Consider the following 13,747-nt stretch of genomic DNA (forward strand, 5'->3'; position numbering starts at 1 on the left):
ACATTCCGCCCTTGTTTGCGAATAGTTCAATTAAAGGGAATTGGTATTAGCAGTGTTGGTCAATTCCATAATTTTTTCAAATTGAAAGTTCTTCGCTAAATCGGCGAGAAATTCTACTAACAGAGATTGTTCGGGAGGAATTTGCTCAAGTAATTCTAAAATCATGTCATCACTGCATTGAGCAGCTGCATGGTACACTTGTGTCAACCATTCAGACGGCATTTCAGACAATAAAGCAAGTAAATCAGTTGAATTTAATATTTGTGTTGTGTTTGTTTGCTTTTCTTTTAACATCTGATTATTTTCTTCTTTGTAAAGATATCTTACTCCCAGATATTGGCTGACTATTTCTAGTAATAGTTCTTCACGGAAAGGTTTGTTAATAAAATCATCACAACCCGCTGCCATCATTGCCTGTCGTTGTTCCTCAAAGGCGTTAGCAGTGAGAGCGATGATGATGGTATTAAGAGTGGGAGAGTGGAGGAGTGGGAGAGTGGGGGATATTTCTCCCTCTCCCCCCCTCTCCCTTTCTCCCCGTCTTCCTCTCTCTCTTGCTTTAATCTGCCTGGTGGCTTCATAACCATCCATCACAGGCATTCGCATATCCATGAAGATGAGGTGTGGCTGCCAAGACTCCCAAACAGAGATAGCTTCAGCACCATTTGTGGCTTCTCTAATGGAAAAGCCAATAGATGTAAGTAATTTTACTAATGGCCAGCGGCTGTCATTGGCGTCATCAACTACCAAAATACGGTATTCGCCTTCATCAGGTGCTAAACCAATTACTTGGCGGTGTGGGGTAGTGGTGGTCTGTATTTCACTTGGAGAAGCTAGACTGATTTGAATATGAAAGGTAAATGTACTACCCACACCGATAGTACTACTAACGCTGATTTCACCTCCCATCAGTCGCACGTACTTGCGGCTAATGGCCAAACCTAGTCCGGTTCCCTGCTGGGATTTTCTGCCTGTTTCGGTTTGCCCAAAAGCTTGAAACAGCTGTTTAAATTCTTCTGGAGAAATACCAGAGCCAGTGTCAGTTACCTCGAAGCAGAGATGGGGTGGTGGGGTGCTGGGGTGGTGGGGAGAGTTTTTCCCCCCATCTCCCCATTGCCCCTTATCCCCACAAAGTGGGGGCCCCCCCTTCCCCATCTCCCCATCTCTCAGCAAAACGCGCAACTTCACGCTACCAGTCTCAGTAAATTTAATTGCATTTCCCAAAAGGTTGAGTAAAACTTGCCGCAGTTTGCTAGCGTCGGTTTTTACATATCTGGGAAGATCTGGTGCATATTCAAACATCAGTTCTAAGCCTTTGGCAGCAGCACGGATGTGCAGCATTTCTTGGAGGTTATCCAACAGGTGAATTAAATCAAAGCTGGATAAATTCAATGTGGTTCTACCAGCTTCGATTTTGGACATTTCCAGAATGTCGTTGATTAAGTTGAGCAGATGTTCGCCAGCACGATTGATAATTCTCAGGTTTTGCTGATGTTCAGTGGAGAGAGTACTGTCACGACTCATGACTTGAGTGAAGCCAAGAATGGCATTAAGTGGGGTACGCAATTCATGACTCATGTTGGCAAGAAATTCGCTTTTGGCATGGTTGGCGGCATCAGCGGCGATGACTGCTTGTTGCAGTGCTTGTGATTGTCTTTGAGTCTGTGCCAGTAATTCAGCTTGCTGTAAAGCGACTCCCAACTGATTACCTATTTGCACGACAATGTTAATCTCTTCTTTTTTCCATTGACGGGGAGCAGAATTTTGATAACTTGCCAGTAGTCCCCAAAGTTGATTGCCACAAAAGATGGGAACAGTAATATAAGCTCTGACTTGAAAGTGCTCTAAGAGGTTGATGTAACAAGGATCAAACCCAGCTGTGTAAATATCTGGTATGCAGAGGAAACTTGCACCTCGGGTGTAAACTCCGCCTTGGGTTTCTTGCAGATAAGTATCGAGTACTTGGTTATCTGTACTATTCAATGTTTGGATGATGCAGCGTTCGTTTTGAATAGTGCTTTCTGAAGAATTGGGGTCATTATTGTCTTGTTCGATCAGCGAAATCCAGCCACTCCCCACCGACTCAGCTACAAACTCGCCACTCCAGTCAGGATTGAAACGATACACAATTACGCGATCACAGTTTAGTACTTGCCGCAATTCTTCGGTCGTAGCGGTAAAAATTGTTTCTATTTCCAATGTCTGGCGCATTCTTTGAATGACCTGAGCTATGGCTTTTTCCCTCTCTGCGCTCTCCCGCGAGGCATCTTCAGCAAGTTTGCGTTCGGTGATATCTGTAACTGTGCCGATGTATCCTTTCAATTCGCCGTCATCATCAAATTCTGGCAGAGCTTGACTAATTACCCAGACAATTTTGCTGTCAGGATGTACAAAGCGATACTCAAAATAAAAAGGCTTTTTAGCTGCTATTGTTTCCTGCCATTCGGCAAAGACGCGATCGCGATCGTCAACATGTATGGCGCTAGTCCAACTGTTACCCAAACCAGCTTCGGTCGAAAGTCCGGTAATATCGCTCCAACGCTGATTCACATAAAGACAATTGCCACAGGAGTCGGTGTGAAATATACCTACAGGCGAGGCTTCTGCTAGGGTTTGATATCGCCGCTGACTTTCTTGCAAAGCTAATTCAGCTTGCTTGCGATCTGTGATTTCTAGCACAACTGTACCCACACCAGAGGGGCTGGTGTCATCTCCAGGAATGGGAAAGTAAGAAGCTAAAAAGTGACGCACGATATCTGATTGTTGAGGTAATGAACCGCTCACTTCCACATTCATAATCGGTTTACCAGTCTGTAGCACCTGTTCGTAGAATGGTACTACCAAGGGTGCAATCTGGGGTATTATCTGTGAGAGAGTTTTGCCAATGTGCTCTTGTTGGGGTAGCCCGTGAATATCTGCAAGGATTTCGTTGATTTGCACGTACCGCAGTTGGTTATCTAAAATATTCATGCCCACGGGAGCGCAGGAGAAAAAGGCATTGAGGCGAGCTTCCCGCAAAGCTAGTTCTCGTTCTAAGGTTTTGCGTTCGGTGATGTCTTTGTGCGTACCTGTCATCCGCAGCGGCTCTTTGGATTCATTGCGCTCAAATACCTGAGCGCGAGACTGTATCCATTTCCATTCACCAGATTTAGAACGCATGCGAAATTCTACTTCATACGCAGGACTTTCACCGCGAAGATAGGCCTCTAATGCTAACTTGATTACTTCCGCATCCTCCGGATGTACCAACTGCCGAAAAGCTTGAGAATCATCTCCTATTTCGTGTTCTTCATATCCCAGCATTTTCTTCCAGCGCCAATCGCGGTAAACTTTGCCAGTTTTGATCTTCCAATCCCACAATCCTAAATCACTACCCTCTAATGCCAGTTGCAAACGTTCTTCGCTTTGGCGATGGGCAGCTTCTACTTGTTTGCGTTGAATGAGCGCACCTAATTGAGCCGCAACAGTACTCACCAAATATAGCAAGCGCTGATCTACTGCACTGGGGCTGCGTTTAAAGAATGCCAACACTGCCACTACTTCACTGCCAGCCAAAATGGGAACGGCAAAACCAGCTTTTAATCCGACTTGCGCTGCTTGTTGCGTTAGCGCAGCGGCTCCTTTGGAGCTTCGCGTAAATTCAGATTCTGCAACTTCAGAAACATCTTCTATCCATTCTGGTTGTTTATTGCGCCAAACTCGTCCTAGCAGTCCCACACCTTTTTCCAATCTGATCAATTGGCTATATCGGCAAAGTTCTTCTAAACAACTATCTTGTCCGTACCAACCAAGGCTATACTCCAAAGCACTGCCATTTTCACTGGGTATCCACGCTTCGCCAAAATCCCAGCTGATAGTGGTGCAAATTAAGCGCAAAACAAGGGCTAGGGCATTGTCTACGTCTACAGCGCGACTGATAGCTTGGGTTGTCACCAGCAGCAGGCGACTTTCATTTTCTGCCTGCTTGCGTTCTGTTATGTCACGAGCAGTACCGAGTAAATACTGTTGTCCGTCAATCTCGATCAATTCTGCACTGAACAGTGTTGTTCTGATTTCCCCACTCGCACTACGAAAATCAACCTCATGGTTGCGAATTGCTTTTGTTTGGTGCAAAATCTGAAACAATGTAGCGCATTCTTCTAGATTCACCCAAATATCCAATTCTTTGTAGGTGCGGTCAATTACTTGAGAACGAGAATAACCAAAAAATTTACAGAAGCTGTCGTTAACTTCGATGTAGCGTACTTCTGGAAAAGTAGTGAGGGCGATCGGATCGGGAGATGAGCGAAAAGCTGAGGCTAACTTGGCTTCGGATTGTCGCAGCGCTGCTTCTGTTCGGCGTCGTTCTCGCGCTTCTAGCACCAAAGAAACTAAATTGCTGAGGGAACGAGCAAAATTTTGGTCTTCTGGTGTCCAATTACGAGGAGCACCTACGTGTTCCAAGCATAAAACACCTACCGTTACACCTGCAAGCTTCACAGGTGTATCGAGCATCGCAGCAATTTCCAATGGAGTTAAATAAGACTGGGAAAATTCTCTCGTTCTTGGATCGGTGTAAGCATCTGTGGCTGCAATTGGTTGGTCTTGCTGCAAAGCTTGAAAATAAGCTGGGTAATCTGCCACTAACAGAGAAAATCCATCACTGTGCTGATTATGAGTCTTGTCAAATAGGTCGAAGCAGTGAATATGTGTGCGTGTTTCGTCGTATAGCCAGACGCTGGCTCGGGCTACCTCAATGTTCTTGGCTCCTGCTTCCGTGATTTTACTTAAAGCGGCTTTCAAATCGCCTTGATAAAGCACCTGATTTTTTGCCAGTTCCGTCAATACGAGGTTATGCTTGCTGAGCTTGTCGGCGCTTTCTTTTATTGCTTGTTCTGCCCGTTTTCGCGCTGTAATATTTGTAGCTGTACCTGTAACTCCAACAATTGTCCCTTCTTCATCCTGGACGGCGATCGCATTAAACATTAGGTAAAGCTGGCTACCATCTTTATGAATGCAGGTAGTTTCATACTGAAAGACAGATTCGCCATCAAGAATACCTCCGAAGGCTTCTAGGTCTTTAGCAACATTTGCAGGCGATATAAAATCAGTGAAGGGACGCCCGAGCATTTCTTCGGGTTCGTGACCGTAAATCTGTTTGACGGCGGCGTTGACAAAGGTAATCAGCCCTTGCAAATCCACCGACCAAATCATGTCTTGGGATGTCTCAACCAAGCGGCGATATTTACTTTCGCTTTCTTTAGTAGCTGCTTCGGCGCTGAGGCGATCGCGAATTTCTTGCTGGAGTTGGAGATTTTGCCTGTCTAATTTCAAACGGGCTTGTTTTTCTTGCTCTAGCAGTTGAGCTTGAGCGATCGCTATTCCCAGTTGCGCGGCGATGGACTCTAATAGTTCAATTTCTTCTTGACTCCAGTCCCGATAGCGATCGCACTGATGCAAACCAATTGCGCCATTTGGTTTACCTTTATAAGATGTGCGTACTGCCAGCATGGACTTCAGACCAGTCTTTTGGCTAATCGCCTTGGTTTTCTGCAACAGCGGATCGGTATAGACATTGTTCGAGGCGATCGCTTTATCTTGTGAAAATACCTGTTGGGCATGCAGATTACTCATCACAGGTACTTCCACATTCATGAGCGAGGTAATGCCAGGAGCGAGGTATTCGCCCACTACCTGCATTCTAGGAGTTGGTTCGGTGACGTAGGTACGAATAAGGGCGCGACTGACACCAAAAACCTGACCTATTTGTATAGCAGCTGTCTCAAAGATTTTTTGACTGTCTAACTCGGAACGGATTTTATCTGTTATTTCTCTCAGAACTTCTAGAAAGCGTTTGCGAGATTTTTGCGCTGCTTCAATACGCTGACGTTCTTGCATCTCCCAAAGCAGTTGCTTGTTTTGCTCTTTGAGCTGCTTTTGTAGTTTTTGGATGGTGAGCTGATTTTCTACACGCGCTATAACTTCTTCGGCTTGCAGTGGCTTGATGATATAGTCAAAAGCACCTAACTCGAAAGCTTTGACTTTTTCAGAAACTTCGTCTACGACACTGAGAAAAATTATTGGGATATCCTGAGTTTTACTGTGGGCTTTCAGTTGCTTGCAAACTTCATAGCCATTCATTTCTGGCATCAGAATGTCCAGCAAAATCAAATCGGGAGGAGAAGCGAGCGCTGCATTAATTGCCAATCGTCCGGAAATTGCTCTTTGAACTTTGTAACCTTTGCGAATGAGGATATCGGATAAAAAATGTAAATTTTCGGGTTTATCGTCAACTAACAAAATTTTTATCTGCTGAGTATTCATTTTTATTTATATAAAAAATATTTACTAAAAAATTTAAATTAATTATTTATTTTAACTGGTCGCGTTTCGTGAGTCCCCCGCTATACCACCTTGATGTTAGCGGCGTTGGGTGAACGCCGCTCCACGCTTGAGGGGACTCTTTACTGGAGAATGGGGCAATGGGCATTGGGCAAAGGGCATGGGGCATCGGTAAGAAAACCAATTTCCAATTCCCAATGCCCAATGCCCAATCCCCAGTCCCTTTTACTTATTTATTGATAATTTGTGCTGTTAGATGAACTATAATATCAAAACGAAAATCATTAATTAAAGATTTTAAACCTGCAAGTAAACTTGCCTGATTTTTTGGTATGTCTTCAAGAAGTTCATAAATTAATTCTTCATTGACTTCATTGGAGGCTTGATATAAATCTCTCACCCAATCTAAAGGCATTAGAGCTAATTCTTGAAGTAAAAATGAATCTGCATAACGTTTACTGGCACTATTACTTATAATAGGCAATTGTTCATAAATATAACTCACCTCTAAATACTCTGCCATTTTTGCCAAGATTACTTCTTCAGAAAAAGGCTTGGATACAAGATCATTACAACCAGCAGTTAAAATTTCTCTTTGCCTCTCAATAGAGATGGTTGTAGTGAGGGCGATGATAATGGTATGGAGCGATGGGGTGTAGACGCCCTCCGGGCGACTTCCCGTAGGGTTGGGGTGATGAGGAGAAACGTTCCCCCCATCACCCCACCTTTCCATCTCCCTATCTCCCTGTCTCTCCCTCTTCCTAATCTCTTTGATTGCAGCCTCCATAACTGGTATATGGGTGTTTATCCAGATTAAATGTGGTTGCCAACTTTCCCAAACAGCGATCGCCTCTTGAGAATTTTCAGCCGTACGCACTACAAAACCAGTTCTTTCTAGCAATTTCATAAGCGATTTAGTGGTTTCTATAGTGTCATCAACTACAAGAATTCGATATACTGGTTGACCAGGCTGCAAACCAATCACTCGCTGCTGCTGTTTTGCGATCGCTTCTGAAGCATCTACGACTGTGATTTTGATTTTAAACTTAAAAATTGACCCTTGACCTAAACTACTCTCTACGGTAATATTTCCTCCCATCATTTGTACAAACTTACGGGTAATTGTCAAACCTAAACCAGTTCCTTCCGTAGATTTTTTCCCCACTTCTGCTTGTACAAAAGCATCAAATAATTTTTCAATTTCATCACGTGCGATCCCGCAACCAGTATCTTCTACCTCAAATAAAAGATAGGATGAATTTATTTTCTCATCTTCTATACTCACTCGCAATATTACAGTTCCATTTTTAGTGAATTTAATGGCATTATCAATGAGATTAATTAAACAGCAACGTAACTTTTTTTTATCAGTTTTTATATATTGAGGAGTATTTGGCGCAATATTAAATATCAGTTTATTTTTCTCCTGTACTGCTTTGACTTGAAACATCTCTTCAATACTGTCAAGTAGGTAATAAAAGTCAAAGCTACTTTCCTCAAGCCAAATTACACCTGCCTCAATTTTGGAGAGTTCTAAAATATCATTAATTAATGCTAGTAAATGCTCACCGCTACGATAAATAATTCTGAGATTTTCCTGTACATCCTCGCTTAAATCGAAGTCGCGGCTGATGAGTTGTGTCAAACCAAGAATAGCATTTAAGGGTGTTCGCAATTCATGGCTCATATTTGCTATGAAGTTAGTCTTTGCTTGAGATGCTGCTGCCGCCGCTGCTTCTGCTTTGTATCTTTCTGCAATTTCCTTTTGTAGTTGTTGATTCTGCTGTTTCAGCTGTTTATTTAGTCTTTGGATGATAAGTTGATTTTCTACCCTTGCCAAAACTTCTTCTGCTTGAAATGGTTTGGTGATGTAGTCTACACCACCGGTTTTGAAAGCTTTCACTTTATCAAAAACATCATGAGAAGCACTCAGAAAAATGATTGGGATATGGAAAGTAACTTCATCAGCTTTCAGTTGTTGACAAACTTCATAGCCATCTACTTCTGGCATTTTGATATCAAGCAAAATTAGATCTGGTAAAGCCAATTTTGCAGCTGCCAAAACCATTGAGCCTTGAGTCAAACTCCAGACTGTATATCCATAGTGAGACAGTGTAGCAGCTATAGCTTTTAGATGTTCCAGAGAGTCATCAACTATTAAGATGTTGCCTTTGCTTACCTGCTGTGAATTACTATCCATTATGTCGATGAAACTAGCAATATCGTTTTCACATTTACATGGCTTAGAAACGCCACCAAGTTCTTTGCAGGTGACTGAGAATACCAATTGCGATCGCTGCTAAGAATAACAGCAAAATCACTCCTCCGGGAATAAAAGTGAGTATACCAAAGCCTCTCAATACCCAAACAGCGATCGTAATACCGAGAAAGATGCCGAAAACCTGGGTTAATCTGCGATTTAATTTTGATGAAGATGGACTCACGTAATTTACCTCTTGATTTTAGGGATGAGAGACTGGGGACTGGTGACTAGGGAAAGGGGACAAGGGAGACAAGGAGGGATGGGAGGATGGGGCGAACCGCTTCGCGGAATTCACGCATTCAAAATTTTTGACTTTTGAATGCGTGAATGCGTGACTTTTCATCTCCCCACCTCCGGTTCTCCCCTCCCACTCTCCCCGATCCCCAATCACCAGTACCCAATCTCTGTGTCATTCTACCTATGAAAAATAAAGTTTTTCATAAAACTTGTGACAGATTTTGCATATAATTAAGTATTATTACATAATACTTCGTAATGAAAATTACTTAATTTTAGTTAAATTTTGGGCATAATAATCAGTAAAGGACTATTCCGGAAATCTTGTATATTGGACTGGAACTAAAATTGTTGACATATGACTCAATCGGTTTAGATAGTTAATAACTTAGGCCGATGAAAGTGGATGTGTTGAGGAGTAACTGAAAACATTATGTCTGCATCTTATATTTCAGACTTATTTACCGCAGGTTCGCAAATGGCTTGGACTCAAGACAAGCAACAGAGAATAATACAGGGTGAAATCTTAACAGAAACGCGATCGCATACAGCTTGGGGTGGTGCTGTCACTGCTTGGATGTATTTGCCAATGGTGCGATCGCAAGTCTTTTCGCAACTCACAGATTACCCTCGGTGGGTGCAATATTTTCCCGATGTTAGCAAAAGCGAAGTATTGTACAGACGAGGCGAAATCAAGCGTTTGTATCAAGTGGCACAAAAAGCTTTCTTATTTTTTAGTGCCCATGTAGAAATTTATCTAAATGTAGTAGAAGAATTGGGACAGAAAATCCAGTTTCGCTTGGAAAAAGGTACTTTTAACGATTTTAGTGCGGATTTATACCTACAAGACTGTGATAATGGCACTTTGCTAAGTTATACCGTACAAGCTACCCCTAGCATTCCCATACCGTCACTTTTTATTCAACAAGCCATGAATTTTGAATTGCCTGCAAATATGCGTAAAATGCGACAAGTTATTTGTACTAGTCAGTAAAAACAATGTCACAGGCACAAGAAATATTAGACTTTTGGTTTGGCAAACCCGATCAAGCCGATTACGGCAAACCAAGGGATTTTTGGTTTACCAAGAAACCAGAGTTTGATGAACAAGTGCGAACCAGGTTTTTAAAAGATTACCAAAAGGCAGCAGAGGGTTACTTAGAGGACTGGATAGAATTTCCCGATACCTGTTTGGCACTTATTTTACTGCTGGATCAGTTCCCCCGAAATATGTTTCGCGGTACTCCAGAAGCCTTTGCAACTGACTGGGAAGCACTCTCAACAGCTCATCACGCTATTGCAAAAGGCTACGATCGGAAATTGCTGCCCGTACAACGCTGGTTTATTTATTTGCCCTTTGAACACAGTGAAAACCTGGAAGATCAGCGTCGGGCAGTAAAGTTATTTCAGCAACTCAGTGATGACCCTGATAGTGCCAGCTGCATTGACTATGCCATTCGTCACATGGAAGTGATTGAACGCTTTGGGCGTTTTCCCCATCGGAATGCGATTTTAGGAAGAACCTCAACTTCAGAGGAGAAGGAGTTTTTGAAGCAGTCTGGGTCACGGTTTTAGGTTAATCTTACCCAAAGACGCATTTATTAATCAAACAGTGCGTTTTTGGGGATTTTATAAACGATTAAAGAGGTGATCGCAATTAATAAGACAGTAAACTTGAGGAGCCACGATAAGTACGTGCTGTTTTTTCACAAGGCTGGATCTCATCTCCAAACACCCAACCTTGTGTACCATCAGAAAGTTTGACTTGTACAAAATCTCCTCGCGCTTGAATAAATAAAACCTTCTCGCCAAGATTCAATTGTTTCATTGCGCCAACTTCTGTTTGTGGTTCAGGGCGTAAATTTGCCAATAATTTCCCGCCAGAGGGAGAAACAAGACGACACAGTTGCGGTTGTTGTAATACAAGATTTTGTTGTGAATTACCTTTACCTAACTTACCAGTATTCAAAACAATTACACCGGCGATCGCGCTGATCAAAACTGCCGTACCTATCTTTGGTATTGGTGGTTTCACTTGCTTGGGTGAAGCCGAAACACTGGTAGGATTCTGTGGTAGTACGGGCTTAGCAACTTCTTCTGACTTTTTAATTTGCGATATTCGTATCGTCTTGAGCACAGGTTGTGGCGATGCTAGTGTAATAGCAAAACGTCTAGCGTACTCTATCGGAGTGTAGCCATTAGGATACTGCTTGCACGTAATCTCTTTAACCTTAAAATCCTGTTTACCTAAGCGCAAACTGCTGCCAACAGCAAGAGGTATTTCACCAGCCAAAAGTAATTGTCCATCAACGATAGGAGGATTTTGCTGGCGAAGATTCCGCAAATAAAACCTCTGCTTTTGAGAATGAAAAAAGATTTCTGCGTGCAGCCCAGATATTGTCGGATCTAGTAAAACAATATCGCACTCTTGAGGGTCACGACCGATGCGAATTTTCCCTGGGTTTTTGCTCTCTTGATTCTCCAGAATTGTACGATATTTTACTTGCCCATCTTCTACCCATTCTAGAGTTAGTTGATGTAAGTTCGTAGTAGTAATTTCTGGTTTGACCTCAGTTTTGACAGTCTTACTAACATTAGAATTTGCCAATTCTCGAAGCGCTTGCAATGCTTCAGTTGCTGTCTGGTAGCGGTCTTTGAAATGGTAGCGCGTCATCTTGGTGAGGACATCAGCTAACTCTGGACTTACAGAAGTGAGATCTTGCCAAAGTATTTCGCCTGTATCCGGCTCATCTTGTAGTGTGTGCGGATACACCCCTGTTAGTGCCTGAATACCCATCATCCCTAAAGCATAAATATCACTACTAGGACGTGGTAAACGTCTAATCTGTTCAGAGGGCATGTAACCGCGAGTACCAACAATAATTGTGATATTTTGCCGTCCTGGGCCAATAGCTGTTTGGCTTCGTAGCTGTTTGATGGCCCCAAAATCAATCAAAACTAATTGATTGTCACAAGCACGTCTAATTAGATTGTCAGGTTTGATATCACGATGGATTACTCCTTGGCTGTGGACAAATTCCAAAATGCTCAATACTTCCATGAGCATCTCAATCGTCTGGCTTTCAGTCCATCTTTGCCCCAAAATTAGTTCTCTACTAAGGGGATGCCCCTCAATAAATTCTTGTACTAAGTAAAACTGTTGATTTTCTTCAAAGTAAGCTAACAGTCTTGGTATTTGGTCGTGATTACCCAACTGTTGCAGAGTTTCTGCTTCCTTTTGAAATAGCCTTCTGGCAGTTTCTAAAGATTCTGGATCTGCACTGTTAGTTTTGAGATGTTTGAGGACACATTTAGGTTTTTTAGGGAGATGTATGTCCTCAACAATATAAGTTTGACCAAAACCCCCCTCACCCAATACTTCAAGGACTTTATAGTGTCCTGCAAGTAACTGACCAATCATATTGTGACGGTAATTGTTAAGAAATTACTGCAATGCTGCTTTTCCATTCAGTTATCTAGCTTGTTTTGCACCTCCATAATTTGTTCAAACATATCTCAAAATATCAAAAATGTGGTAAGTTAAAGGGCAATTGTATTGTCTTCCTGGTTCTACTCTAATTTGAGTACTTTGTAGCGTTCTCGGTAGACATAAATAAAAAACCCTGGTAAATCAATGAATAACAAATTATATATATTTCTGTTGCCAGTTTGGCAAAATAATGAAAGATTCTATTTTGAGATTTTGTTTATATTTAATATTTGTGCTTTCAATATATACAAACAAAAATTGAAATATACAGTCATTAACGCTACTGAATAAAATATTAAAATTACTTTTTTAAGATATATCTTAAAAAAGTAATCAACATTTAATTGTTAATATTTAAACATTAACTTTGACAGTTCGTATGTGTCGTCTAAACAAATTATAAAGGTTTACTGGCAAAATTTAGTAAAATTTCTTTTAAATGTCAGTAAAATTAGCGATTCCAAATCCATCTTTAAATTTTTCTTACCCTGACTTGAGTCTGGCTTGTTTCTGAAGCCTTCTTTAAGATTTGTTGTACCGAACTAAAAAACGGCAAAATACAGTGCAGGCAAATCTTTCGGAGAAATATCAAGCTAGGGATTTTTGTTCAAGTAAGTATACGCAACTAAGTCAGTCATCAAATTAACTAATATTGAACACACTAAGGTGGCAGCAGTGTTCAATTTGACTAAGCAACATTAATTTCACACTCACTCCTAGCTGAATAAGCGTTTGAGTCAATTGTGATGGCTAATTTAATTTCTGTAATACAAATTCTCAAATATCTCGCTACACATGATTCATTCTCTGCGTGGCCGTGTCCCTGCGTTTCCATGTCATCATCTATAGCAGAGTTCAAGCGAAGCGGTAAAGTCTTCTTCAAAGCTGTCTACGTGCTATGACCTTGATTCAATCAGCAATATAACCACCTTGTCACCCCATCAGATCCCAACCATTTAAGCTAAAACACATTAATATTCTAAATTAGTCTAGCTCTTGTGGGGTGGGCGTCCCCGCCCGCCCTATTTAGATGTGGAACAGCTTAATAGTTATACCATTTTGGATTGAGAAACCCTCTAGGGGGTATGGATTATGTAAATCCATCTGTTGCAATCATTTTTTAAATTGGTATTAGTTTAATAGTCAGTATACAAAAAATAATAAAAACCAAAAGCCCCCTCTATTTATGAAGAGGAGGCTTTTGTGTGGAGTATAAGTCCTGGCATCGAGCTATTTTGGCGGTCGGCAACCCGACAACTATCGTCGCCGCAGCAGCGTTTCACAACTGAGTTCGGGATGGGTTCAGAGTGGTTCCACCGCGCCATTGACACCAGGAAAACTTTTTGGTGTTTGTTGGTTGTTGGTGGTTGGTTGTAAAAAACTGCAAACAACTAACAACCATCAACCATCAACAAAACCCTGAAGACTGCACAGAGAAA

At 41.8% G+C, this 13,747-nt stretch carries 6 protein-coding genes and 1 rRNA gene; 2 read left to right on the forward strand and 5 right to left on the reverse strand.

Annotation, left to right across the window (positions count from 1 at the left end):
- Window positions 1–30: 30 nt before the first annotated feature.
- From FIS9605_RS0118245 to FIS9605_RS0118255, 3 genes are all read right to left on the reverse strand, one after another.
- Window positions 31–6,300 carry a PAS domain S-box protein gene (locus FIS9605_RS0118245; protein WP_026733887.1) on the reverse strand — a complete coding sequence of 2,090 codons (6,270 nt, stop codon included), beginning with the start codon at window positions 6,298–6,300 and terminating at the stop codon, window positions 31–33.
- A gap of 247 nt (window positions 6,301–6,547) precedes the next feature.
- Window positions 6,548–8,518, reverse strand: coding sequence for a response regulator (locus FIS9605_RS0118250; RefSeq protein WP_026733888.1), 1,971 nt, complete (start codon window positions 8,516–8,518; stop codon window positions 6,548–6,550).
- A gap of 43 nt (window positions 8,519–8,561) precedes the next feature.
- A complete protein-coding gene (locus FIS9605_RS0118255; protein ID WP_026733889.1) occupies window positions 8,562–8,762 on the reverse strand; it encodes a hypothetical protein in 201 nt (66 codons plus the stop codon).
- A 489-nt stretch (window positions 8,763–9,251) separates the two neighbouring features.
- Here FIS9605_RS0118255 and FIS9605_RS0118260 point away from each other — a divergent pair, with 489 nt between their 5' ends.
- Together FIS9605_RS0118260 and FIS9605_RS0118265 are read left to right on the forward strand one after the other, a co-directional pair.
- On the forward strand, window positions 9,252–9,812 hold the full coding sequence (locus FIS9605_RS0118260; RefSeq protein ID WP_026733890.1) for an SRPBCC family protein: 561 nt from the start codon (window positions 9,252–9,254) through the stop codon (window positions 9,810–9,812).
- A 5-nt stretch (window positions 9,813–9,817) separates the two neighbouring features.
- A complete protein-coding gene (locus tag FIS9605_RS0118265) occupies window positions 9,818–10,393 on the forward strand; it encodes a DUF924 family protein (protein WP_026733891.1) in 576 nt (191 codons plus the stop codon).
- Window positions 10,394–10,475: 82 nt separating this feature from the next.
- Here the strand turns inward: FIS9605_RS0118265 and FIS9605_RS0118270 are convergent, their stop codons facing one another.
- Window positions 10,476–12,239 carry a protein kinase domain-containing protein gene (locus FIS9605_RS0118270; RefSeq protein ID WP_026733892.1) on the reverse strand — a complete coding sequence of 588 codons (1,764 nt, stop codon included), beginning with the start codon at window positions 12,237–12,239 and terminating at the stop codon, window positions 10,476–10,478.
- A 1,286-nt stretch (window positions 12,240–13,525) separates the two neighbouring features.
- Window positions 13,526–13,643: ribosomal RNA gene (rrf, locus tag FIS9605_RS0118275) — 5S ribosomal RNA — on the reverse strand.
- Between the last annotated feature and the right edge of the window lie 104 nt (window positions 13,644–13,747).

The sequence above is a fragment of the Fischerella sp. PCC 9605 genome (genome assembly GCF_000517105.1).
GTDB lineage: Bacteria > Cyanobacteriota > Cyanobacteriia > Cyanobacteriales > Nostocaceae > PCC9605.

What these genes read in the sequence shown, in the direction of transcription:
- FIS9605_RS0118270 (WP_026733892.1), bottom strand. Translation starts at nt 12,239, where the DNA reads ATGATTGGTCAGTTACTTGCAGGACACTATAAAGTCCTTGAAGTATTG.
- FIS9605_RS0118260 (WP_026733890.1), top strand. Translation starts at nt 9,252, where the DNA reads ATGTCTGCATCTTATATTTCAGACTTATTTACCGCAGGTTCGCAAATG.
- FIS9605_RS0118265 (WP_026733891.1), top strand. Translation starts at nt 9,818, where the DNA reads ATGTCACAGGCACAAGAAATATTAGACTTTTGGTTTGGCAAACCCGAT.
- FIS9605_RS0118250 (WP_026733888.1), bottom strand. Translation starts at nt 8,518, where the DNA reads ATGGATAGTAATTCACAGCAGGTAAGCAAAGGCAACATCTTAATAGTT.
- FIS9605_RS0118245 (WP_026733887.1), bottom strand. Translation starts at nt 6,300, where the DNA reads ATGAATACTCAGCAGATAAAAATTTTGTTAGTTGACGATAAACCCGAA.